The sequence below is a fragment of the Bradyrhizobium sp. dw_411 genome (assembly GCF_018449695.1).
In the GTDB taxonomy this organism is placed as follows: Bacteria; Pseudomonadota; Alphaproteobacteria; order Rhizobiales; family Xanthobacteraceae; genus Bradyrhizobium.
In genome coordinates this window covers 64,261-88,234 of record NZ_JAAVUY010000010.1, presented here as the reverse complement: position 1 = coordinate 88,234, position 23,974 = coordinate 64,261, and the positions used below count along the sequence as shown (strand labels likewise).

17 protein-coding genes are annotated in these 23,974 nt (G+C 62.6%); 8 read left to right on the top strand and 9 right to left on the bottom strand.

Annotated features, from left to right (window positions below):
• Window positions 1–113 precede the first annotated feature (113 nt).
• The 3 genes from HB676_RS18435 to HB676_RS18425 form a co-directional block, all read right to left on the bottom strand.
• Window positions 114–635, bottom strand: a complete 522-nt coding sequence (locus HB676_RS18435) for a TIGR02281 family clan AA aspartic protease (RefSeq protein WP_213739294.1) — start codon at window positions 633–635, stop codon at window positions 114–116.
• Window positions 636–763: 128 nt separating this feature from the next.
• Window positions 764–3,364, bottom strand: coding sequence for an ATP-dependent helicase HrpB (gene hrpB, locus HB676_RS18430; protein ID WP_213739293.1), 2,601 nt, complete (start codon window positions 3,362–3,364; stop codon window positions 764–766).
• Window positions 3,365–3,537: 173 nt separating this feature from the next.
• Window positions 3,538–4,848: a UDP-glucose/GDP-mannose dehydrogenase family protein gene (locus tag HB676_RS18425; RefSeq protein WP_213739292.1), complete on the bottom strand. Its 1,311-nt coding sequence runs from the start codon at window positions 4,846–4,848 to the stop codon at window positions 3,538–3,540.
• A 177-nt stretch (window positions 4,849–5,025) separates the two neighbouring features.
• On the opposite strand from HB676_RS18425, the gene HB676_RS18420 reads away from it, so the two are divergent.
• Entirely contained in the window at window positions 5,026–6,084 is a 1,059-nt protein-coding gene (locus HB676_RS18420) for an acyltransferase family protein (protein ID WP_213739553.1), read from the top strand.
• Window positions 6,085–6,133: 49 nt separating this feature from the next.
• On the opposite strand, the gene HB676_RS18415 is transcribed toward HB676_RS18420, so the two are convergent.
• Window positions 6,134–6,727 (bottom strand): hypothetical protein, encoded by a 594-nt coding sequence (locus tag HB676_RS18415; protein WP_213739291.1) that lies wholly within the window; start codon window positions 6,725–6,727, stop codon window positions 6,134–6,136.
• A gap of 150 nt (window positions 6,728–6,877) precedes the next feature.
• Between HB676_RS18415 and polA the strand changes: the two genes are divergently transcribed.
• The gene (gene polA / locus HB676_RS18410) at window positions 6,878–9,916 is read left to right on the top strand and encodes a DNA polymerase I (protein ID WP_213739289.1); all 3,039 of its coding nucleotides are present in this window, start codon (window positions 6,878–6,880) and stop codon (window positions 9,914–9,916) included.
• Window positions 9,916–10,551, top strand: a complete 636-nt coding sequence (locus HB676_RS18405; RefSeq protein ID WP_213739288.1) for a LysE family translocator — start codon at window positions 9,916–9,918, stop codon at window positions 10,549–10,551. The genes polA and HB676_RS18405 overlap by 1 nt, the downstream gene beginning before the upstream one ends.
• Before the next feature lie 54 nt (window positions 10,552–10,605).
• Here HB676_RS18405 and HB676_RS18400 read toward each other — a convergent pair whose 3' ends face one another.
• On the bottom strand, window positions 10,606–11,232 hold the full coding sequence (locus HB676_RS18400; RefSeq protein WP_213739287.1) for a glutathione S-transferase family protein: 627 nt from the start codon (window positions 11,230–11,232) through the stop codon (window positions 10,606–10,608).
• A gap of 187 nt (window positions 11,233–11,419) precedes the next feature.
• Between HB676_RS18400 and pyrE the strand changes: the two genes are divergently transcribed.
• A complete protein-coding gene (gene pyrE / locus HB676_RS18395; protein ID WP_213739552.1) occupies window positions 11,420–11,983 on the top strand; it encodes an orotate phosphoribosyltransferase in 564 nt (187 codons plus the stop codon).
• 225 nt (window positions 11,984–12,208) lie between these two features.
• Complete coding sequence (locus tag HB676_RS18390) at window positions 12,209–12,961, top strand: DUF2865 domain-containing protein (protein WP_213739286.1); 753 nt, start codon at window positions 12,209–12,211, stop codon at window positions 12,959–12,961.
• A 162-nt stretch (window positions 12,962–13,123) separates the two neighbouring features.
• On the opposite strand, the gene HB676_RS18385 is transcribed toward HB676_RS18390, so the two are convergent.
• On the bottom strand, window positions 13,124–13,555 hold the full coding sequence (locus HB676_RS18385) for a hypothetical protein (RefSeq protein WP_213739285.1): 432 nt from the start codon (window positions 13,553–13,555) through the stop codon (window positions 13,124–13,126).
• Window positions 13,556–13,999: 444 nt separating this feature from the next.
• On the opposite strand from HB676_RS18385, the gene HB676_RS18380 reads away from it, so the two are divergent.
• Together HB676_RS18380 and HB676_RS18375 are read left to right on the top strand one after the other, a co-directional pair.
• Window positions 14,000–16,525 (top strand): glycogen/starch/alpha-glucan phosphorylase, encoded by a 2,526-nt coding sequence (locus tag HB676_RS18380; RefSeq protein WP_213739284.1) that lies wholly within the window; start codon window positions 14,000–14,002, stop codon window positions 16,523–16,525.
• Between the two features lie 189 nt (window positions 16,526–16,714).
• Window positions 16,715–17,530: a thioesterase family protein gene (locus HB676_RS18375; RefSeq protein WP_213739283.1), complete on the top strand. Its 816-nt coding sequence runs from the start codon at window positions 16,715–16,717 to the stop codon at window positions 17,528–17,530.
• A 179-nt stretch (window positions 17,531–17,709) separates the two neighbouring features.
• Here the strand turns inward: HB676_RS18375 and HB676_RS18370 are convergent, their stop codons facing one another.
• From HB676_RS18370 to HB676_RS18360, 3 genes are all read right to left on the bottom strand, one after another.
• Window positions 17,710–19,326, bottom strand: a complete 1,617-nt coding sequence (locus tag HB676_RS18370) for a phosphoenolpyruvate carboxykinase (protein ID WP_213739282.1) — start codon at window positions 19,324–19,326, stop codon at window positions 17,710–17,712.
• 283 nt (window positions 19,327–19,609) lie between these two features.
• Window positions 19,610–22,228, bottom strand: a complete 2,619-nt coding sequence (locus HB676_RS18365) for a tetratricopeptide repeat protein (RefSeq protein WP_213739280.1) — start codon at window positions 22,226–22,228, stop codon at window positions 19,610–19,612.
• Between the two features lie 68 nt (window positions 22,229–22,296).
• Window positions 22,297–23,058 (bottom strand): DUF2470 domain-containing protein, encoded by a 762-nt coding sequence (locus HB676_RS18360; RefSeq protein WP_213739279.1) that lies wholly within the window; start codon window positions 23,056–23,058, stop codon window positions 22,297–22,299.
• Between the two features lie 209 nt (window positions 23,059–23,267).
• On the opposite strand from HB676_RS18360, the gene HB676_RS18355 reads away from it, so the two are divergent.
• Entirely contained in the window at window positions 23,268–23,969 is a 702-nt protein-coding gene (locus tag HB676_RS18355; protein ID WP_029587720.1) for a response regulator transcription factor, read from the top strand.
• Window positions 23,970–23,974 lie beyond the last annotated feature (5 nt).

Below are 23,974 nucleotides of genomic sequence, written 5' to 3'. Positions count from 1 at the left end.
GCAGCCATAGCGAATGCATGGCCGCAGCGAAAGGCGGGATATCAGCTTGTTGCGATTAATTGCGGCGGATTAAAGCGCTTTCGAGCCGGGAAGACGCGCCAAAATATGAGCAGTTACTGCTCCAGCACGAGTTTCCCATTGGCATATTCGAAGCGCTTCAGCTTCGACAGGAACGACAAGCCCAGCAGATTTTCCGACAGCGCTTCGTCCGGCAGCACGATCGCGTCGACGTCGCGCACCACGATGCCGCCGATGTCGACCATCGCGAGCCGCGTCGGCGCCGCCCTGACGTTGCCATTGGCGGTCGCGACCGACGCTTTGTAATCGCCCCGCGACGGGCGCAGCCCGAACCGTGCCGCGGAGGTTTCATTCAGCGCGATGACGGACGCGCCGGTGTCGACCATGAAGCCGATCCGCTGGCCCTCGATCCGGCCTTCGGTCTCGAAATGGCCCCGGGAGTCGCGCGGGATGCTCAGGGTGCGCAGGCCGCTCGGTACGGGCGTTGTCGGCGCCTCGACAATGGCGGCTTTGCGGGGAGCGGTATTGGCGAGCGCGGGAGTCATGCGGTCGGCGACCTGCGCCATGAAGGTGCCGAGCGCGATCATGATCGCCGCAAAGATCATTATGGAACGCATGACGCCACACTCGACCAGAGGACCTCGCCGATAACACCACGCCGGCGACAAAACTGCGACTAAAGGCAAGGCCGCAGGCTGCCATTTTGACGAAAAGGATGAGTGAAGCGTTAACGGACGCGATTACTTCACGTCCCGCGCGGCTTGACGCGCCGGGTCGGCACGGCGCTGGCGGGGTCCTCCGGCCAGGGATGCCGCGGATAGCGCCCGCGCAGGTCGGAGCGCACGGCCGCGTAAGAGCCGCGCCAAAAGCCCGGCAGGTCGCGCGTCACCTGCACCGGACGGTGTGCCGGCGACAGCAATTCCAGCACCAGCGCGATGGCGCCCTTGGCGATCGACGGATGGGTGTTGAGCCCGAACAATTCCTGCAGCCGCACCGCAATCGTCGGTCCCTGCTCGGCCTCATAATCGATCGCCAGCATGGTGCCGGTCGGCGCCTCGAAATGCGTCGGCGCTTCCCGCTCGAGCCGCGCCCGCAATTCCCAGGGCAACAGCGTCATCAGCGCCTCCGACAGATCGGTCGCCGAAAGATCTTTCAGCGAGACCTTGTCATAGAGGGCCGGCACCAGCCAGCTCTCGCGTTGCGCGGCGAGCGCGTCATCGGACAAATCGGGCCAGACGCTCTGGGATGGATCAGCCTCGGCCTTGCGCAGAAACATCACGCGATCGCGCCACTGCTTGGATGGTTTGGACCATGGCAATCGGTCGATACCTGCCGCGATCAGGCCATCGGCCAATACAAGCGCGGTGTCCGCCGAGGGCGACAGCGCCAACGGTGCCTCTGACAGCGTGATCGCGTGCAGCGCCCGCTTGCGGCGCGCCCGCAACGCCATCGCATTCCGATCGAACGTGACGTCGTCTGATGTCTCGATCTGATCGGCGAAGCGCAATTCGATCTCTTCCAGCGTGATCCGCACCGCCAGCAGAATGCGGCCTTGCGCGGCGGTGCCGGTCAATTCGGCGACCGCGATATAAGGCTCGCGCGCCAGCGCGGAAGCCGGATCGACCGCCGCACCGCGTCCATTGGCGAGCACAAAACTGCCCTTGCCGCGATTGCGCGCGACGCGATCGGGAAATGCCAGCGCCAGCATCATGCCGGTCGAGGGCAAATCCGCTTGCGCTGTCTGCTCCCCTCCCCCTTGCGGGGAGGGGTTGGGGGTGGGGGTAGCCGCAACCGAGAGGCCAGAGGCTCTTGACCCCCCTCCCCAACCCCTCCCCGCAAGGGGGGAGGGGGAAGAAAGCTCGCTCGCCGCCACCTGCGAGGCCCAGCGTTGCGCCTGGCTGCGCGCGCTGGTGGCGCGCTGCGAACGGTCGCGGCGAAACTGGTCGAGCCGGACTTCGAGATCGACATTGTCGCCGCCGAGGCCGCGCTCGGTGAGCACAGCGGCGATCTCCGCGGCCTCCTCGCCAGCACCCAGACGATGCGAATCAACGATCATCCGCGCCAGCCGGGGCGGCAACGCCAGCGCGCGTAGGCTTTTGCCTTCCGCGGTAATTCGATCGTCGCCGTCGAGCGCGCCGAGTTCGTGCAACAGACTGCGCGCTTCCTTTAACGCCGGCGCGGGCGGCGGATCCAGAAACGCCAGCGTCGCGGGATCGCGCACGCCCCATTGCGCGAGATCAAGCACCAGCGACGAGAGATCGGCGCTCAGAATCTCCGGCTGGGTATAGGCCGCGAGCGACGCCGTCTGCGGCTCATCCCACAGCCGGTAACAGACCCCGGGCTCGGTACGTCCGGCGCGGCCGCGGCGCTGATCGACCGCGGCGCGCGAGGCGCGCACGGTTTCCAGCCGCGTGAGACCAATATCAGGCTCGTAGCGCGGCACCCGGGCGACGCCGGAATCGACGACAATGCGGACGCCTTCGATGGTCAGCGACGTCTCGGCAATTGAAGTTGCCAGCACGACCTTGCGATGTCCCTCCGGGGCCGGCGCAATGGCGCGGTCCTGCACGCCGGCATCGAGCGCGCCGAACAACGGCACGATTTCAATGGATGCATCGTGAACGCGCTCGCCAAGAAAATTCTGGGTACGGCGAATTTCAGCCGCGCCCGGCAGGAAAGCCAGCACCGAGCCGGGATCGGCGCGCAGCGCGGTGGCAATCGCATCCGCCATCTGCCGCTCCAGCGGCGCGTCGGCCTTGCGGCCGAGATAGCGCGTCTCGACCGGAAACGCGCGGCCTTCGCTGGCAATGACTGGCGCGTCGCCGAGTAATTTTGCGACCCGCGCCCCGTCCAGCGTAGCCGACATCACAAGGATGCGCAGATCCTCGCGCAGCCCCGTTTGCGCGTCGCGCGCCAGCGCCAGGCCGAGATCGGCATCAAGCGAGCGCTCGTGAAATTCGTCGAACAACACCGCCGCGACGCCGGTCAATTCCGGATCGTCGAGAATCTGCCGCGAGAAAATGCCCTCGGTAACGACCTCGATCCGCGTCGCGCGCGATATTTTCGAGCCGAACCGGACCCGGTAGCCGACGGTTTCGCCGACGCGTTCGCCGATCGTATGCGCCATGCGCTCGGCGCTGGCGCGGGCCGCGATCCGCCGCGGCTCCAGCACGATGATTTTCTTGCTTCCGATCCACGGCGCATCCAGCAGCGCCAACGGCACCCGCGTGGTTTTACCTGCCCCCGGCGGGGCTACCAGCACCGCGGCGCTATGATCAGCCAGCGTGCGCGCCAGTTCGTCCAGCACCGCGTCGATCGGAAGGGGCGTGTCGAAACTGCGGGGCAAATGTGGCTCTGTTGTTTGGTCCCGTCGGCAGGATTCTTCCTCCCTTCTCCCCTTGTGGGAGAAGGTGGCGCGCAGCGCCGGATGAGGGGTCTTTATCCGCGGAGACAGACCCCTCACCCGTCTTCGCTTCGCGAAGCCACCCTCTCCCACAAGGGGAGAGGGAAAGGGAAGAGTCAAACCGCGCCGCGGCCGACGCTTTCGTAGACGAAGCCGAGCGCGGTCATGTCCTCGCGGCGATAGATATTGCGCAGATCGATCACGATGGGTTGCGCCATTTCGCGCTTCAGGCGATCGAGATCGAGCGCGCGGAACTGAACCCATTCGGTCACGATCACCAGCGCATCAGCGCCCTTGGCGCAGGCATAGGGATCCTCGCTGTATTCGATATCGGGCAGTTCGCGCCGCGCCTGCTCCATGCCGACCGGATCGTGCGCGCGGACTTTTGCGCCGAGATCGAGCAGGCCGGTCACCAGCGGTATCGACGGCGCCTCGCGCATGTCGTCGGTGTCGGGCTTGAAGGTCAGGCCGAGCACCGCGATGGTCTTGCCGCGCAGGGTGCCGCCGAGCGCAGCCGAGACCTTGCGCGCCATCGCGCGCTTGCGGTTGTCGTTGACCGCGAGCACGGCTTCGACGATCCGCAACGGCACGTCGTGATCAAGCGCGATCTTCACCAGCGCACGGGTGTCCTTGGGGAAGCACGAGCCGCCGAAACCCGGACCTGCATGCAGGAATTTAGAACCGATGCGGTTATCGAGCCCGATGCCGCGCGCGACTTCCTGCACATCGGCACCGACTTTTTCGGAGAGATCCGCGATCTCGTTGATGAAGGTGATCTTGGTGGCGAGGAACGCATTGGCGGCGTATTTGATCAGTTCCGCGGTGCGCCGCGCCGTGAACATCAGCGGCGCCTGATTGAGCGACAGCGGCCGGTAGACGTCGCCAAGCACCTTGCGCGCGCGCTCATCCGAAGTGCCGACCACGATGCGGTCGGGGAACTTGAAGTCGCGGATCGCCGCACCCTCGCGCAGGAATTCGGGGTTGGAGGCGATCACCACATCGGCGGTCGGGTTAACTTCGCGAATCAGGCGCTCGACCTCGTCGCCGGTTCCGACCGGTACGGTCGATTTGGTGATGACAACGGTAAAGCCCTTCAGCACCGCGGCGATCTCGCGTGCGGCCGCGTGCACATAGGACAAATCGGCGTGACCGTCGCCGCGCCGGGACGGCGTGCCGACCGCGATGAACACCGCATCGGCCTCGGCGACGGGTGCGGCGAGATCGGTCGTGAAATCCAGTCGCCCGGCCTTCACATTGGTGGCGACCAGAACATCGAGACCCGGCTCGAAAATCGGTATTTCCCCCCGGTGTAACGCCGCGATCTTGTCGGCATCCTTGTCCACACAGGTGACGTGGTGACCAAAATCCGCGAAGCAGGCGCCTGACACCAGCCCTACATAGCCTGTGCCAATCATCGCAATACGCATTTCAATGCCTGTCGATCATGGTTAACGGGTTCGTCCGTAGACCCGGTCTTAAAGCATTTTATGGATGAGAGGAAACTGGAAAAAGCGCGAAAAAGCGGCACATGATTTGTAGGGATAAAGGGGAAAGAAACCGATCCGGCCGAAGATGCCGCCATGCCACATCAAAAAGACACAACGATGACATCAAACGGCACACTCACAGTTGACGCACGTTCCGCACCCGGACGTGTCGACTGGGTCGATTATGCCAAGGGCATCTGCATCATCATGGTGGTGATGATGCATTCGGTGCTGGGCGTGGAACTGGCCGCCGGCAAGACCGGCTTCATGCATGTGCTGGTGGCGTTCGCAAAGCCGTTCCGGATGCCGGATTTCTTCCTGATCTCGGGCCTGTTCCTGCCGTTGGTGATCGATCGCGACTGGCGGACCTATCTCGACCGCAAGGTGGTGCACTTCGCCTATTTCTACGTGCTGTGGGTGACGATCCAGTTCGGCTTCAAGGCACCGGCATTCGCCGCCGAGACCAGTTGGAGCCATGCCGGGTTCCTGTATCTCGAATCCTTCATCGAGCCGTTCGGCACGCTGTGGTTCATCTATCTGCTGCCGATATTCTTCGTGGTCACCAAGACGACCCGGCGCATGCCGCCGCTGGCGATCTGGAGCATCGCGGCGTTGCTGGAGACAGCCCACATCGTCACCGGCTGGACTGTGATCGATGAATTCTGTGCGCGCTTTGTCTATTTCTATTCAGGCTATCTGTTCGCCGATTATGTGTTCGCGCTATCCGACCGCGCACGGGCGCATCCCCGGCTGGCGCTCGCGGCGCTGGCGCTCTGGGCCATCATCGACGGCGGTCTGGTCATGGCAGGCCTCAGCGAATGGCCGCTGATCTCGTTGATCCTCGGCTTGGCCGGCGCCTGCGCCATCGTCACCTGCGCCACGCTGCTGGCACGGATGCAGTGGCTGACGGCCTTACGCTTCTGCGGCGAGCATTCCATCGTGATCTACCTCGCCTTCTTCCTGCCGATGGCCGCGACGCGAACGCTGTTGTTGCGGGCCGGGCCGTTCCACGATGTCGGAACGATTTCACTGATTGTCTCCATCGCCGGGGTCGCCGGCGCGCTGGTGATCTGGCGGATCGCGCTCAAGGCCGGCGCCAAATTCCTGTTCGAGCGCCCCGCCGCGTTCTGGATCGCACCGAAGCAACCGCGCCCGGCCTTGCAGCCGGCGGAATAGCCGGCCGCGCCGTGGCCCCCGCACACGCAGGGACGACGATGGTGGGGGTTCAGCTCGCACCCTCGATCTTGACACCGTTCTTCAACTGTTCCTGCTTTTTCTGAAATCCTTCGGCGTCGCCGAAATCCGCAAAGCCCTGATAATGCGGGTGCGGGCCGAGCACGCGGCGGGCGTGCTTGATCGGGCACCAATAGACTTCGGTACGCGCCGCCACTTCGCGGATGAACGCAATCGCGTTGTTGCAGTAGGAGCAGTAGGCGCAATTGATCTTTTCGAGGGTGTTGAGATAGGCCAGATGATGCCGGTCGAAGACCAGATAATCGCGGCGGCGCACCTTTGGTATTCCGTAGATCGGAAAGCAAATTGCCTGATAGGCCATCACCCAGAGATCGGCCAGTGCGATCGGGATGATCAGCGAGTAGATCACCGGGGCGCTCAGCGCGACCAGCGGATGGGCATCGCGGAGATAACGCGCCAGGCCAATTTTGATCGTGCGCTGCACCTGCAGCACCTCTTCCTCGAAGACGATTCGGCTGTTCTCGAAGCGAAAGCGAAGCTCCTCCCGCCGCTTTGTCAGTTCGACCTCGATCTCGGCCTCGACCGATCGCAGCCTGTCCATCAATACGTCAAGTTGCGCGGTCATGGCTTTGTCCTTCGGGATCGTCAGATGCCGCAAGGGGGCATGGAACGGCCGCCGGTGCAACTGACACGGGGGTCATATCCGGGCACAAAAATCACGGCACATCCGCGTCCAAAGGCTGTCAATCGCCGCAAAAATCCCTAAGTTGCGGCCATGCCCAAAACATCCGAAAAAGCCGCCGCGAAGCCCGTTGCCGTCAAAGCCCTTGCGAAGGGCGACCACGTCTTTCTGGTCGACGGTTCCTCCTACATTTTTCGCGCCTACCACGCGCTGCCGCCGCTGAACCGCAAATCCGACGGGCTGCAGGTCAATGCGGTACTCGGCTTCTGCAACATGCTGTGGAAGCTGTTGCGCGACATGCCGCCGGACAACCGGCCGACGCATCTGGCGATCGTGTTCGACAAATCGGAAATCACCTTCCGCAACAAGCTCTATCCTGATTACAAGGCGCACCGGCCGCCGGCTCCGGATGACCTGATCCCGCAATTCGCGCTGATCCGTGAGGCGGTGCGCGCATTCGACCTGCCCTGCCTGGAGCAAGGCGGCTTTGAGGCCGACGATCTGATCGCGACCTATGCGCGCGAGGCCGGCGAACGAGGCGCAACGGCCACTATTGTGTCGTCGGACAAGGACCTGATGCAGCTCGTCACCGACAAGGTGACCATGTTCGACACTATGAAGGACCGCCGCATCGGCATCGCCGAAGTGATCGAGAAATTCGGCGTGCCGCCGGAAAAGGTGGTGGAGGTGCAGGCGCTGGCCGGCGATTCGACCGATAACGTACCGGGCGTGCCCGGCATCGGCATCAAGACCGCCGCGCAACTGATCGTCGAATATGGCGACCTTGAAACGCTGCTCAAGCGCGCCGGCGAGATCAAGCAACCGAAGCGGCGCGAGGCGCTGATCGAGAATGCCGAGAAGGCGCGCATTTCGCGGCAACTGGTGCTACTCGACGACAAGGTCGCGCTCGACGTGCCGCTCGATGACCTAGCGGTGCAAGAGCCCGATGCGAGAAAGCTGATCGCATTCTTAAAGGCGATGGAATTTTCGACGCTGACGCGCCGCGTCGGCGAATATGCGCAGATCGATCCCTCGGATGTCGAAGCCGACGGCGCCAACAAAAGCGGCGCAAGCGGCAAATCGGCGGGTTCGCCTCCGGCGCCGCGAATCGCTGGCGGCGATCTGTTCGCGGACCAGGTTGCCCCACCCTCATCCGCCAACGGGCGAGGAAATGCGTCGGCTAAACCGGGCACGGACGGGCAAGACAAGAACACGGGCCTCAAAGGCACGCCGATTTCGCTCGCCGCCGCACGCGCCGAGGCGGCGCGCAAAACGCCGGTCGACCGCAACAAATATCAGACCATCCGCACACTGCCTGAGCTCACCGCCTGGATCGCGCGCGCGCGAGAGACCGGCGTTTTTGCGATCGAGGCCAAGGCCAATTCGATCGATCCGATGCAGGCTGAACTGTGCGGCATCGCACTGGCGCTGGCGCCCAACGACGCCTGTTACATCCCGCTTAGCCACAAACAATCCGGCGACGGCGCGGGTCTGTTCGCGGCCGGGTTGGCGCCCGACCAGATCGGAACGACTGATGTACTCGACGCGCTGCGGCCGCTCTTGGAATCCGCAGGGATTCTCAAGATCGGCTTCAACATCAAGTTCAACGCCGTGATGTTCGCGCAGCATGGCGTGATCCTTCGCAATCATGACGATGCGCAGTTGATGTCCTATGCACTGGACGCCGGCCGCAACTCGCACGGGCTGGATTCGCTGGCCGAAACCTGGCTCGGCCACGCCGTACTCAGCGATGGCGATGTTCTCGGCAGCGGCAAGGGCAAGCTGACTTTCGATCAGGTCGCGATCGACAAGGCGACGGCCTACTCGGCCGAGGATGCCGATGTGATCCTGCGGCTGTGGCGCGTGCTGAAGCCGCGCCTCGCCGCCGAGCGCATGACCGTCGTCTATGAGACGCTGGAACGGCCGCTGATCTCGGTGCTGGCGCGGATGGAACGCCGCGGCATCTCGATCGACCGCCAGGTGCTGTCGCGGCTGTCGGGAGAATTCGCCCAGACCGCGGCGCGGGTCGAAGCCGAAATTCAGGAGATCGCGGGCGAGCCGGTCAATGTCGGCAGCCCCAAACAACTCGGCGACATCATTTTCGGCAAGATGGGATTGCCGGGCGGCAGCAAGACCAAGACCGGCGCATGGTCGACCTCGGCGCAGGTGCTCGACGAACTCGCCGAGCAGGGCCATGAATTTCCAAAGAAGATCCTGGAGTGGCGGCAGGTCTCGAAACTGAAATCGACCTATACCGACGCGCTGCCGACCTATGTGCACCCGCAGACCCATCGCGTCCACACGACCTACGCGCTGGCGGCGACCACGACCGGCCGGCTGTCATCAAACGAGCCGAACCTGCAGAACATTCCAGTGCGCACCGAAGACGGCCGGAAAATCCGCCGCGCCTTCATTGCGTCGCCCGGCCATAAACTCGTGTCGGCGGACTATTCGCAGATTGAGTTGCGGCTGCTCGCAGAGATCGCCGACATTCCCGTGCTCAAGCAGGCGTTCCGCGACGGGCTCGACATTCACGCCATGACCGCGTCGGAAATGTTCGGCGTGCCGGTTAAAGACATGCCGAGCGAGATTCGCCGCCGCGCCAAGGCGATCAATTTCGGCATCATCTACGGCATCTCCGCGTTCGGGCTGGCCAATCAGCTTGGCATCGCCCGCGAGGAAGCCTCCGCCTATATCAAGAAGTATTTCGAACGTTTTCCGGGCATCCGGGCCTATATGGATGCGACACGCGATTTCTGCCGCGCGCATGGCTATGTCGAAACGCTGTTCGGCCGCAAATGCCATTACCCCGATATCAAGGCGTCCAACGCCTCGGTGCGGTCGTTCAACGAACGCGCCGCGATCAACGCGCGCCTGCAGGGCACCGCCGCCGACATCATCCGCCGCGCCATGATCCGGATGGAAGACGCGTTGGCGCAGAAGAAACTCACGGCACAGATGCTGCTGCAGGTTCACGACGAACTGATCTTCGAGGTGCCCGACGACGAAGTCGCCGCAACCCTGCCGGTGGTGCAACACACCATGCAGGACGCGCCCTTCCCCGCCGTATTGTTATCGCTGCCGCTGCAGGTCGATGCACGCGCTGCCAACAATTGGGATGAGGCGCATTGATGCCCCATCTCTCCTCGCTGCTCGGTTTCGCGCTGGTCTCGCTCGGCATGGTGCTGACGCCAGGGCCGAACATGATCTATCTGATCTCGCGCTCGATTTCGCAGGGGCGCGCGGCCGGGTTGATTTCTCTCGGCGGCGTCGCGCTCGGGTTTGTGTTCTACATGCTGTGCGCGGCATTCGGCATCACCGCGCTGTTGTTCGCGGTGCCCTATGCTTATGATGCGTTACGGTTCGGCGGCGCGCTGTATCTGCTGTGGCTGGCCTGGCAGGTGCTCAAACCCAATGGCCGCTCGCCGTTTCAGGTGCGCGAGCTTGCCGTCGACGGGCCGCGCAAACTGTTCGCGATGGGCTTTGTCACCAATCTCCTGAATCCGAAGATCGCAATGCTGTATCTGGCGCTGCTGCCGCAGTTCATCGATCCCGCGCAGGGAAGCGTACTGCTGCAGTCGATTGTGTTTGGCCTGATTCAAATCGTGATCAGCGTCAGCGTCAACGCGATCATTGCGGTGACCGCCGGCTCCATCACCGGCTTTCTCTCTGCGCGTCCGATGTGGCTGAAAGCACAGCGCTGGCTGATGGGCACGGTGCTGGCAGGATTCGCGTTGCGGATGGCGTTCGAGGCGAAGCGGGCGTGATCTCTTCTTCCCTTCTCCTCTTGTGAGAAGGGGAAAATGCACTCCGCGCGTTGGTCAATCCAGCTTTGCTTCCATGCCGCGCTTGACACCAGGGCGCGCCATCAGGGCGTCGTACCAGCGGCCGACATTCGGAAAGTCAGCGAACGACACTTTGTGGCGCTCATGCCGCCACGCCCAGCCGAGGATCGCAAAATCGGCGACCGACAGCGCGCCGGCGACGAACTCACGATCCGCAAGGCGGCGATCCAGCACGCCATAGAGCCGTAGCGTTTCCGTCATGTAGCGCTTGAGGCCATAGGCGCGATCGGTCTCGTTCTCCAGCGCGATGAAATGATGCACTTGCCCCGGCATCGGACCGAAGCCGCCCATCTGCCACATCAGCCATTCATAGACCGGAATCCGCTCGGCCAGCGGCACGGGCAGGAACTTGCCGGTCTTCTCGCCGAGATAGAGCAGGATCGCGCCGGATTCGAACACGCTGACGCGTTTGCCGCCAGGGCCGTCGGGATCGACGATCGCAGGGATCTTGTTGTTCGGGCTGATCGCCAGAAACGCCGGCGCCATCTGTTCGCCCTTGGAGATATTCACCGGGACCACCTTGTAGGGCAGGCCCATCTCTTCCAGCGCGACGCTGATCTTGCGGCCGTTCGGCGTGTTCCAGGTGTGCAGTTCGATTGTCATTTTCGGTCATCCCCCCGCGAAAGCGGGCTATCCAGTAGCCGGAACCCGCAGGGCTTACAACCGCCGGCACGGAATACGGGTTATGGGCCGGCGGATGACGGCGCCTGCTCTGTTGACGACACCACATCCGCTCTGGAATCTGCCGGAAACCACCGATAGATTGCGCCACCTCATCCGGATATCAGCCTTGTCCAAATCAGCCTCCCGCGCCCGTCTCGCCGAAATCATCCGCAAGCGCTCGTTCGGCCGCGGCGAAATCGTGCTGGCCTCGGGCCGCAAAAGTGATTTCTACTTCAATCTCAAGCCGACCATGCTCGACCCCGAAGGCGCCGCGCTGCTGGCGGAACTGACTTATGAAGCGCTCAAGGACGATGGGCTCGATTATGTCGGCGGCCTCGAGATGGGCGCGGTGCCGCTGGCCGGTGCGGTCGCGCAGCTCTCCTGGCTCAAGGGCCATCCGATCGCGGCGTTCTTCGTGCGCAAGAAGCCGAAGGAACATGGCGCGCGGCTCGCGGTCGAAGGGCTTGCGAAAGGCGAGAGCCTGCAAGGCAAGCGCGTCGTAATCGTCGAGGACGTCACCACGACCGGCGAATCGGCGCTCAAGGCCGTGGAAGCGGTGCGCGAGGCCGGCGGCACTGTCGCGCTGGTGCTCACCATGGTGGACCGCGAAGAAGGCGCCACCGAAACCTTCGAGAAGGCCGGGTTGCCTTTTCGCGCGCTCTATCGGGCGAGTGAGTATTTGAAGGATTGATCGCGAGAGCGATCGCGCGGCTCTCTATCTACTACCTCGCCCCGCAAGCGGGGCGAGGTAAGAATAAGGCATTTCTTTCCGGCCATCCGGCGCCTGCTCATACCTCGTTTACCATCCCGCACTAATGTGAATCGGGCCGGGCACGGCGTGCCGCGGTGGGGATTTTTGGCGGCGGTGGAGTTGGCGTTGCGTACAGAGTTATCTTATCGGCCCACGCGCCGCCGCATGACACTCGTTGCCGCCGCTGCCTTGGCCGGCATCGCTGCGTTGACGCCGCAGGCGGCGTCCGCCCAAAACCTGCTCGATTTCCTGTTCGGGGGAGCGCAGAAGCAGCAGCATCAGGCGCCTCCGCAAGCCAATTTCTTCGCCGATCCGTTCAGCCAGCAAGCCGCACCGCCGCCAGCAACACGCCAGGCATCCGCCGGCGGCTCAGGACCTGCGTTTTGCGTGCGCAGTTGCGACGGCAGGTATTTCCCGCTGGCGCGCAACAACGCCACACCCGTCCAGATGTGCCAGGCGTTCTGCCCGGCCAGCCCCACCAAGGTTTTCTTCGGCAGCACGATCGACAGTGCGTCGTCCGCAACCGGCGAACGCTATGCCGACAGCGAAAACGCCTACGCTTTTCGTAAAGCGCTGCGCGCCGACTGCACCTGCAATGGCCGCGATTCCGCAGGATTGGCGCCGGTCGATCTGACACTCGATACATCGCTACGCGCAGGCGACGTCATCGCGACCACCAACGGGCTGGTGGCCTATTCAGGCGTCAAGGTCGGCATCAACCAGACCGCCGAATTCACGCCGGTCGCCTCCTATCCCGGCCTGACCTCCGACGTGCGCGCCAGGCTTGGCGAGATGAAGGTCGCGCCGGTTGCAGCCGAGATGGTCGGCGAAGAAGCACCGATGCCCGAGGCGGCGATGCCGATGAGCACCGTGCCGAAATCCTCGCCGGCCGGAGGCAAGCGCGCCGAGGTGGATTAGAACTACCGTCATTCCGGGGCGATGCAAAGCATCGAACCCGGAATCTCGAGATTCCCCGATGCGCAATTGCGCATCTGAGGTCTGGTGCTAGCGCACCATCCCGGAATGACGATGCTACCTACTCCCTCATGATGATCGCAATGATGGGAAGCGCGAACGACTTCACCGTCCCACGATCACCCCGATCACATTCGGTGCTGACAGATATTTTTCCTCGATCTGCGCGCGCGCCGCGGCGCGGTTCTCCGGCGTGAGAAAGCCGCGTTTCTCGGCGAGGATCATCCAGCAATAGCCCCACCAATCCGTCAGCATGCCGTGATCGTCGATGAGGTCGTAGCCCTGTTCGGCGGCGAAGATGCGCGCATGCGCTTCATCGAGCGTGTCGAGCCAGGCGTGATCCTGCGACGAAAACAGCTCGTCGCTGAAATCGTCTGTCGTGTAGCCCCACACCGACATGCAGACGGCGTTGAATTCACGGTCGATCTGGTCGTCATCGACCAGCCGCCGGCGCGAGGTCTGATGCAGCCGCGACAACGAACGGGCGAAATCGGCAATGCGCGTCAGCGCGAAGGTATCGAAGGCGATGGTGGACATGTAGTCCTCGAACGTTCGGATAGACCATAGATGTTGTGGCGGCACTGCGCCGAATCACAATGATATATCAAAGACTTGCTAAAGTGTTCTTAATTTGTTCCGATTTTGATTTCCGCCATTTCGATGGAGGCCGGGAATAAATCAAAAAGCCGCGGCCGTAGGGTGGGCAAAGCGCAAGCGTGCCCACCAACTTACTTTTGTATGTGCGATTTCCTTTGGTGGGCACGGCGCAAATGCGCCTTTGCCCACCCTACAATCGCCGCGAATTCCTCATCCTCGAGGACACGTCGTCATCGTCATCCAAGCGCAAAAACCTTTATCGAATCGGCCCGGTCCTTGCATAAAAACCGTGCATGAATTGCGTAATCGGAACCCCTCGACGGGTTTCGATCGGGACATAAGCCGCGTATCATTGCGTCGCGTTCAGTTGGGGGGATTCCCACATTGTCAGAACAATCTTTCCCGGTGAACTTTCCGGCTCTGGGCCAGCCCGTCGATGAATTGGCGCTGATCGAGATCAAAGGCGCCATCCTGGCCAAGCTGCGGCTGGCGATCGGCAAGGACGCCGGCATGGCGACCAAGCACGATTGGTACAAGGCGGCGGCGCTCGCGCTGCGCGACCGCATCGTGCACCACTGGCTGACCGGCGAGAAGCAGAGCTACGATGCCGGCGCCAAGCGGGTCTATTACCTCAGCCTCGAATTCCTGATCGGCCGCCTGTTCACCGATGCGCTGAACAATATGGGGCTATTGGAAGTGTTCGATGCCGCGCTCGGCGATCTCGGCGTCGGCCTCTCCGAACTGCGCAAATGCGAACCGGATGCCGCACTCGGCAATGGCGGTCTCGGACGGCTGGCGGCGTGCTTCATGGAGAGCATGGCGACGCTGGCGATCCCCGCGATCGGCTACGGCATCCGCTACGATTTCGGCCTGTTCCGCCAGATCATCGCGCAGGGCTGGCAGCACGAATATCCCGATGAATGGCTATCCTTCGGCAACCCCTGGGAATTCCAGCGGCCGGAAGTGGTCTATCAGGTGAATTTCGGCGGCGGCGTCGAACATGTCGAAACCAAAGGGCGCGATGTCGCGATCTGGCATCCCGGCGAAACCGTGCAGGCGGTCGCCTACGACACCCCGATCGTCGGCTGGCGCGGCCAGCACGTTAACGCGCTGCGGCTGTGGTCGGCGCGCTCGCCCGATCCGCTCAAGCTCGATGCCTTCAACAGCGGCGACTATCTTGGCGCCACCGCCGAGGAAGCCCGCGCGGAATCGATCTGCAAATTTCTCTATCCGAACGACGAGTCTCCGGCCGGCCGCGAGTTGCGGCTGCGGCAGGAATATTTCTTCGTCTCGGCCTCGCTGCAGGATCTGGTCAAACGCCATCTGGCGGCGGATGGTCAAATCCGCGGGCTGGCGGCCAAGGTCGCGGTGCAACTCAACGATACCCACCCCAGCCTCGCCGTCACCGAGCTGATGCGGATTCTGGTCGATCTTCACAACATCCGCTGGGACGATGCGTGGCGCATCACGGTCGCGACGCTGTCCTACACCAACCACACGCTATTGCCGGAAGCACTTGAGACCTGGCCGGTCGAGTTGTTCCAGCGCCTGTTGCCGCGCCATCTGGAAATTATCTACCGCATCAATGTCGCGCATCTGGCGCTGGCGGAAGTACGTTGTCCCGGCGACGTCGATTTCCGCGCCTCGGTGTCGCTGATCGACGAGAAATCCGGCCGCCGGGTGCGGATGGGACAACTGGCCTTTGTCGGCTCGCACAGCATCAACGGCGTCTCGGCGATGCATTCCGACCTGATGAAGGAGACGGTGTTTCACGATCTCAATCATCTTTATCCCGGCCGCATCAACAACAAGACCAACGGCATCACCTTTCGCCGCTGGCTGATGCTGGCCAATCCGAAGCTGAACGATCTGTTGCGCGAGGCCTGCGGCGAAGCCGTGCTCGACGATCCCACCCGGCTGTCGCTTCTGGAAGCCCATGCCGGCGACAATGCGTTCCAGCAGCGGTTCCGCGACGTCAAGCACCACAACAAGATCGTGCTGGCGCGGCTGATCGGCGAACGCAACAATATCAAGGTCGATCCTTCGGCGCTGTTCGACGTGCAGATCAAGCGCATCCATGAATACAAGCGGCAGTTGCTCAACATCCTCGAAGCCATCGCGCTCTATCACGCGATCAAGGACGACCCGCAGCGCAACTGGGTGCCGCGTGTGAAGATCTTCGCCGGCAAGGCCGCCGCGAGCTACCGCTACGCCAAGCTGATCATCAAGCTGATCAACGACGTTGCCGAAGTCGTCAACAACGACCCTGTGATTGCCGGGCGGCTGAAGATCGTGTTCCTCGCCGATTATAATGTCAGCCTTGCCGAAGTGATCATTCCCGCCGCCGACCTGTCCGAGCAGATTTCAACCGCCGGCATGGAAGCTTCCGGCACCGGCAACATGAAGCTTGCGCTCAACGGCGCGCTGACCATCGGCACGCTTGACGGCGCCAATATCGAAATCCGCGACAATGTCGGCGCGGAAAACATCGCGATCTTCGGCATGGAAGCGATGGACGTGATGGTCCGGCGCAAACAGGGCCTGGATGCCACCGACGTGATCCGGCGCTCGCCGGGCCTCGCGCGTGCGATCAATGCGGTCGGCAGCGGTGAATTCTCCCCCGGCGATCCCGGCAGGTTCGAATCGATCGCGCATGCGCTGCGCCATCTCGACCACTACATGGTGAGCGCGGATTTCGACTCCTATTTCGAAGCCCAGCGCGGCATCGACGCCCGCTGGCAGGTGGTCCCGGCCTGGACGCGGGCCAGCATCCTCAATGTCGCACGCATGGCGTGGTTCTCCTCCGACCGCACCATCCGCGAATATGCGAAGGATATCTGGAACGTGCCGGTGCAGGGCGCGGCACCGCCGGTGCAGGAGCCGGGCGCGCAGCGTGAGGCGAGCCGCTAAGGTGGCTTGCCGGATTGTCGCGGGCCACTTACCTCGCAGATCATTGAACTCCGTAGAAGCGTCGCGATGATACGTTCGATGTATCAACGTCATTGCGAGCCAACGGGGCGCGCATTTCGCGCGACCCGTTGGCTCGCAATGACGGAAGTGCGAAAATCGCATTCCGTGCCAACGCTGAGAAAATTCCTGATGCTGACAACCACGCCCCATCTGTTCGACGAGGCCACACGGATCACGGCCGGCGATAGCTGCTGGCAGGGACGCACCAGCGAGGATTACTGGGCCTTTGTCGGCCCGTTCGGCGGCGCCACCGCGGCGACGATCATGCGGGCACTGATCGATCATCCGCAACGGTCCGGCGATCCGCTGTCGCTGACTGTCAATTTCTGCGCGCCGATCGCGCAAGGCGATTTCGATCTCGACATACGCCTCGTCAAAGCCAACCGCTCGTCCCAGCATTGGTGCGTCGAGTTGATGAGCGGCGGCGAGGTCGCAACATTGGCGACCGCCGTGTTCGCCGAGCGCCGCCCATCCTGGTCGCACCAGCCGGCCGAATTGCCGCAAGCGACGCCGTTCGATCAGATCCGGCCTTATCCGAAAATCAAGGTCTCCTGGGCCAACCAATATGACTTTCGCTTTGTCGAGGGCGACCCGGATTTCGGCGGCGCGAAGAAAGAAATTCCGGCAAGTGCCTTCTCCAAGGTGTGGATCGGCGACCGGGTACCGCGCAAGATCGACATGCTGTCGCTGACCTCAATGTCGGACGCGTTCTTCGGCCGCGTCTTTCATGCACGCCGTGAACTGGTGCCATTCGGCACGGTTTCGATGACGACCTATTTCCACGTTGATGCGGCGGACCTCGCCGCCGAGAATATCGACCGCGTTCTCACCGTGGCCGACGCCAATATCTTTCACAAAAGCTACGGCGACCAGACCGCCAAGCTATGGTCGCCCAATGGCCGCCTGCTCGCGACCACCACGCAGATAGCGTATTTCAAGGCATAGGAGCCGCAGCACTCCCAGAGCCTTGTCGGTTCTGATTGAATCAGAACCGGGCTCCAGTCTTTTGTTTTGACGCGTTTTCTTCACGCGAACCGGTATCCACTTCGCTCGAAAACGCTCTAACGCAAAAAGGGCGGCCTTTTGGCCGCCCTTCAAATTCAGAGAAGCGATGATCCCAGAACTTATTCCGCCGCGAGCTTCACTTCGGGCGCGGCAGCACGGACTTCGGCGTCAACCTGGGCTTCGAACTTGGCAAAGTTCTTCTGGAACATGCCGACCAGCGCACGCGCGGTCTTGTCGAACTCGGCCTTGTCCTTCCAGGTGTTGACCGGATCGAGAATGTCGCTCGGCACACCCGGCAGCGCGGTCGGAACCGCGAAGCCGAAATACTTGTCGGTGCGGAAATCGACATTGCGCAGCGATCCGTCGAGCGCCGCGGTCAACAGCGTCCGCGTCACCTTGATCGGCATCCGGCTGCCGGTGCCGAACTTGCCGCCGGTCCAGCCGGTGTTGACCAGCCAGCAGTCGACATTGTGCTTGGCGATCAGTTCGCGCAGCATGTTGCCGTACACCGAGGGATCGCGCGGCAGGAACGGCGAGCCGAAGCAGGTCGAGAATTCCGGCTGCGGCTCGTTGCCGAGGCCGCGTTCGGTGCCCGCCACCTTGGCGGTGTAGCCGGACAGGAAGTGATACATCGCCTGGGCCGGCGTCAGCTTGGCGATCGGCGGCAACACGCCGAAAGCATCAGCCGCCAGCATCACCACGTTCTTCGGCTGGCCGGCACGGCCGGTCCTCGAAGCATTCGGGATGAATTCGAGCGGATAGGCCGAACGGGTGTTCTCGGTCTTCGAGCCATCGTCGAAATCCGGAACGCGGGTGAATTCGTCGAGTACCACGTTTTCCAGCACCGCGCCGAAGCGCTTGCTGGCGGCGTAGATTTCGGGCTCGGCCTCTTTCGACAGCTTGATGCACTTGGCGTAGCAGCCGCCTTCGAAATTGAAGATGCCCTCGCTGCCCCAGCCGTGCTCGTCGTCGCCGATCAACGTGCGCTTCGGATCGGCCGAGAGCGTGGTCTTGCCGGTTCCGGACAGGCCGAAGAAGATCGCGGCATCGCCGTTCGGTCCGACATTGGCCGAGCAATGCATCGGCAGCACGCCGCGTTCCGGCAGATAATAGTTCAGCGTCGTGAACACCGACTTCTTCATCTCGCCGGCATAATAAGACCCGCCGATCAGGACGATCTTGCGGGCGAAATCGATCGCAACGACGTTTTCGGACTTGCAGCCGTGGCGTTTGGGATCGGCCCGGAAGCTCGGCAGGTCGATGATGGTCAGCTCAGGCACGAAGCTCGCGAGTTCGGATGTCTGCGGGCGGATCAGCAGCGTGCGGATGAACAGCGAATGCCAGGCGAGTTCTGTAAAGACCCGGGTCTTGATCCGGAAGGTCGGATCGGCGCCGCCGTAGAGATCCTGCGCGAACAGCGTCATGCCTTCGGCGTGGCCGAGGAAATCCTTGTAGAGCGCCTCGAACTGTTCCGCGGTGATCGACTGGTTGCCGGCCCACCACATGTTCTTGTCAGTGGTGGCGTCGCGAACGGTGAACTTGTCCTTTGGGCTGCGGCCGGTGAAGTCACCGGTGTCCGCGCACAGGGAGCCGTCTGACGACAATACGGCTTCGCCGGCCCGTACCGAATGCTCGCACAATTGCGGTGCGCCGAAATTCCAGTTCACGCCCTTGAGTTTTTTTAAGCCGAATTTATCGGCGCCGAAGGCACCGTTATGCACGCCCGTCTCTTGCACGAATAACCCTCCTGAACCCGCGTACCTCGATCGCGCGAATGTCGCCAGACGCGCCCCTGCCGCGGTGACTGTTTAAGTCAATATAGCCCCATGGCCCCGGTCCGGCGACCTATTATTGAGGAACGCCGGGCTTGCCAAGCCGGTCTCATGGTATTTGGTTTATTCCGAGGCGGCGGCTGATCCCGACAAAAACTATTGCATTGCAAGGTGATCCAACGGATGCCGCGACGCGGCAAGCGCATATCAACTATAGGAGTTCCGACTTGTTGCAACGCACAATGGCTCAGCGGCTGGCACCCTCGCCGATCAAGGCGAAGGGTCCCCAGAACGCCGGATAAGCATTCCGGGGCGAGATATCGCCCGGGGGCGACGAAGTGTCGCCGAGATAAGCCAGCATCGCCTGCCGCAATGCCTGAGCCCGGCCGGCTTTGGGATCTGATTTCAGGCGCTGAAAGGTCGAGGTCGCCAGCCTCGTAGCGGCTTCCGAATCCACTGCCCAATGCGAGACCAGGAGCGCCCGCGCGCCGGCATAGAAGAACGACCGTGCAAGGCCGGACAAGGCCTCGGCACCCGGTCTGTCCCCGGCAATCGTATTGCACGCCGACAATACCACCCAATCGGCGTTGAGTTTTAATTGCGCCACTTCGCTGGCGGTGAGCAGGCCGTCATCGAGTTCGGACGGCTGTTTTGGAATGCTCAGCGCCAGCGACGGTTCGGCAAGGCCTTTCACGTCGCCCGCGACCAGACCATGCGTGGCAAAATAGATGATGCCGTAATCGGCCAAGGGCGCATGCTTGACCGTGGTTTCGCTGGCATCCGCGCCGAGATGGATGTCGGAAGCCGAAACGCCAAGGTCTTTCGCGACTTCGTTCAACTCATCCGCGGTATCCGGCAATGCCGGCAAGGCCTGCGCGAGTTTCGCGCGATCGACCCCCGCGCCCTGCCAGAAATCGGTATAGGCCGCGCTCGTCACGCTGCGCGACGCCGATTTGGTGAGGGCACGCGCGCCGCCGCTATTTTCCTGCGTTGGGTTGAACACGGGATCGCCGAAGCCGGTCATCGGCTTGATGCCTTGATCCCTGTGCGCAAACGCGCGCAGCGATTTCAGACTCGAAACTGACGGGAGTACCGACACCGCCTGGCGTTTGATCAGCCAGGCCGCATCGCGGTAGCCCTCCATTTTTTCCGGGATTGCGGCGGCCGGCTTTTCCGTCACCAGGAGATGGAACGGCAGCGCTGTCAGCGCGCCCTCCGGCACCACCAGAAGGCTGCTTTTGTCCTTGATAAGCGGCTCGACCGAACCCAGCAGCGTTGCATACATCTCATTGGCGAGCGCCAGATCGAAAAGCCCGGATTTGGCGGACGCATCGCTCGCAGCGGCAACGTTCAGCCCGCCGCGAAAGGCCGCGACCTTGTTGGAGAGCGCTTCGGCGCCTGACGGCAGCGGCTTCCAGTCAAAGCGCTCGCGCGTGATCGCGATGACGTAGCTCTCTTTGTCGGCGACCGCGAACAACACCATGGCCTCATCGGCCGACAGCAGCGCCTGAATCTCCATCGCCGTCATCGGCAACGGATTAGACAGCGCCGCATAGTCGGGAAATTCGGAGGTGAAGGTTTTTTGCAAGCCTGCGCGTTCGGCCGCAATCGCGGCCAGCCGGTCGCGGCTGCGTTGCTCGGCGGCGACATCGCGCTTCGATGGTTCTTTCGAAACCGCGGCCACGATCGCCTTGTCCAGCGTTTCCGCTTCGCTCGACAGATCCTGATCCCTGCGCACCAGTTCGGCGAGACGGTCGTTGCCGGCGGCGAGCCGAACCGCGAGTTTGTTCACGGCGGTCGCGGCCGACGACTGGGTGCCGCGCTGAATGGCATTGAGCGCGCCGTCCAATGCTTTCTCTGATGGCATCAATTGCTGCCGCTGCGCACCCAGCAACACCGCCAGCGCCACACGCGGCTGCGCATTGCCGCCGGCGATCATTCTTTCCACGATCGGAAGGGCGTCCGCGGTGCGCCCCTCCTTTTGGTACAGGAAGGCCATATTATTCGCAGAGGTCGCGGCATCGGGGTGCGCCATGCCCAGCGCGCGCTCGCGGATCGCCAGTGCGCGCTGGTAGAGCGGCTCGGCATCGGCGAGGCGGTCCTGCCGTTCGTACAGATCCGCCAGATTGTTGAGGGATCTCGCGACATCGGGATGATTGGGGCCGAGAACTTTTTCGCGGATCGCCAGCGAGCGCTTGATCAGCGGCTCGGCTTCACTGAGGCGGCCCTGAACCTTGTCCACCTGGCCGAGATTGTTCAGCAAGGTCGCGACCGCGGGATGCTGCGGACCGGCTGCCTTCTCATAGATCGCCAAAGCGCGCTTGAACAACGGTTCGGAATCGGCGTGGCGATCCTGTTTCTCATAATTGGTCGCAAGGTTATTCAGGGACTGCCCCAGATCGGGATGATCGCGGCCGAGCGCCTTCTCGCGGATCGCCAGCGCGCGCTTGAACAGCGGCTCCGCCTCAGCGTAACGCTGCTGCCGTTGGTACAGCGCAGCCAGATTGTTCAGCTCGGGGGCGATCCCGGATGAGTCGAGCCCATGAAGTTTTTCCAGGATCGCGATCGACCGCCGATACAACGGCTCGGCGTCGGCATCCTGTCCCTGGCTGCCATACAGCATCGCCAGATTGTTCAGCGCACCCGCGACATCCGCGTCGGACGGACCGCGGGCCTTTTCCAGGTCCGCGAGCAACTGCTGCGCCAGCGGGATCGCCTGGCTGTATTTTCCGGCACGGCTGAGTTCGGCGATCGCGGAACTGCGCGCGGCGATGTCGATCTTTTGCGCCGAAGATGGCGCGCTGAGGCAGGCCCCGACAACCAGCGCCACACCCAGCGTCAGGACCAGCCGATTGCCCGATTTCATGACCAGCAAGACCTCACCGCGCCCCAAGCGCGAGGCCTGCCATGGGTCGCGACACCGGCCGTATCAGTTCAAACGGGCGCCTGTGACGATCCGCCATCCGTGGCGCGCGCGTCGGTCACCAGCTTCACCAGCATCTTTCGCACCCCCCCGGGCCCGGTCACCCGCTCCGGAAAATCCAGCCGCAGCACCTTCGCCCCGGCCGCCATGTCGATGCCATCGGGGTCGCAACCGGTGCAGCGCCAATCGGCCGAATCTGCACCAAGCAGCCTGGTTGCGTAGAGGTTCATCGCATCGAGATGATCTTCATTCATATGCTCGATCGCGCCCTGCTCGGCCTCCAGCAGCGTTTCCGCATCGGAAATATCGGTCAGGAATTGTTCAGGCTTGAGATCGATGATCCGGCCGAACCCCGCGACCAGATGCAGGCCCAAGGGCCGGATCCTGAAGAACGCAAAATCCTTGAAATCCACGAATAGTTCGGCGGACGGATGCGCATTGAGATAGCGACGGCGCAAGATAGCCAGCTCATCCGCGTCACTTTCTTCCTCCGCCCGGCCCGCCAGCATGATCCGCGACCCTTCCAGCGGGTCGCCCTCGGCACGCTCGTCCAGCATCAGGGAAACCCTGGCATCGCCGAGGATGTTTTTGGTGTGGAGAGCGAGGCGCGAAATCAGGAGAATCGGCGAACCGTCGGGATGGCTGGCGACATTCACCAGGGAACAATAGGGATCGCCGCTGCCGGCCATCAGGGTTGCCAAAGCCCCCTGCCGGCTACGCCGCAGCAGCAATCTGGCCAATTTCGAGGGGTTGAAATCAGCCGCGGGTTGCATTGCTTATATCCGCATATCTCATTGCAATGAGAGCCTTTTTCCGGTTAAAGTAAAATGTATATAGGCTCGGCAGCTTTGGTCCGCCAAGCATTTCGGGAACTCGGTCACACTTCAGCCCAGCTTGCATTGCTCGTTGACCGCGTTCACAGCCCTTTATACGGCGCATCGCTGAAGTGCTCGCCACTATCACCGTCTCGGAAAGCAGGCTCATGCCCACAATCGCCTTGGTCGATGACGACCGCAACATTCTTACATCCGTCTCGATCGCGCTCGAAGCCGAAGGCTATCGCATCATGACTTATACGGATGGTGCTTCCGCGCTCGACGGCTTCCGCACCAGTCCGCCGGACCTTGCCATCCTCGACATCAAGATGCCGCGCATGGACGGCATGGAGACGTTGCGGCGGCTGCGGCAGAAATCCGATCTGCCGGTGATTTTCCTCACCTCCAAGGATGAGGAAATCGACGAATTGTTCGGTCTCAAAATGGGGGCCGACGATTTCATCCGCAAGCCGTTCTCGCAGAGGCTGCTGGTCGAGCGCGTCAAGGCCGTGCTGCGCCGCGCCGCGCCAAAGGATCCGACCGCCGTGCCGAAGGAAACCGATGCCAAGGCGCTGGATCGCGGGCTGCTGCGGATGGATCCGGAGCGTCACACCTGTACCTGGAAGAACGAGCCGGTGACCCTGACGGTGACCGAGTTCCTGATTCTGCAGGCGCTGGCGACGCGCCCGGGCGTCGTGAAAAGCCGCAATGCGCTGATGGACGCGGCCTATGACGATCAGGTCTATGTCGACGATCGCACCATCGACAGCCACATCAAGCGGCTGCGCAAGAAGTTCAAGGTCGTGGACGACGATTTCGAGATGATCGAAACCCTGTACGGCGTCGGCTACCGCTTCAAGGAAACCTGATTGAA

Coding starts and splice junctions, on each gene's coding strand:
- HB676_RS18390 (WP_213739286.1), top strand. CDS start 12,209: ATGACACTCGTTGCCGCCGCTGCCTTGGCCGGCATCGCTGCGTTGACG.
- HB676_RS18375 (WP_213739283.1), top strand. CDS start 16,715: ATGCTGACAACCACGCCCCATCTGTTCGACGAGGCCACACGGATCACG.
- HB676_RS18365 (WP_213739280.1), bottom strand. CDS start 22,228: ATGAAATCGGGCAATCGGCTGGTCCTGACGCTGGGTGTGGCGCTGGTT.
- HB676_RS18415 (WP_213739291.1), bottom strand. CDS start 6,727: ATGACCGCGCAACTTGACGTATTGATGGACAGGCTGCGATCGGTCGAG.
- HB676_RS18385 (WP_213739285.1), bottom strand. CDS start 13,555: ATGTCCACCATCGCCTTCGATACCTTCGCGCTGACGCGCATTGCCGAT.
- HB676_RS18355 (WP_029587720.1), top strand. CDS start 23,268: ATGCCCACAATCGCCTTGGTCGATGACGACCGCAACATTCTTACATCC.
- HB676_RS18400 (WP_213739287.1), bottom strand. CDS start 11,232: ATGACAATCGAACTGCACACCTGGAACACGCCGAACGGCCGCAAGATC.
- polA (WP_213739289.1), top strand. CDS start 6,878: ATGCCCAAAACATCCGAAAAAGCCGCCGCGAAGCCCGTTGCCGTCAAA.
- HB676_RS18425 (WP_213739292.1), bottom strand. CDS start 4,848: ATGCGTATTGCGATGATTGGCACAGGCTATGTAGGGCTGGTGTCAGGC.
- HB676_RS18420 (WP_213739553.1), top strand. CDS start 5,026: ATGACATCAAACGGCACACTCACAGTTGACGCACGTTCCGCACCCGGA.
- HB676_RS18405 (WP_213739288.1), top strand. CDS start 9,916: ATGCCCCATCTCTCCTCGCTGCTCGGTTTCGCGCTGGTCTCGCTCGGC.
- HB676_RS18435 (WP_213739294.1), bottom strand. CDS start 635: ATGCGTTCCATAATGATCTTTGCGGCGATCATGATCGCGCTCGGCACC.
- HB676_RS18360 (WP_213739279.1), bottom strand. CDS start 23,058: ATGCAACCCGCGGCTGATTTCAACCCCTCGAAATTGGCCAGATTGCTG.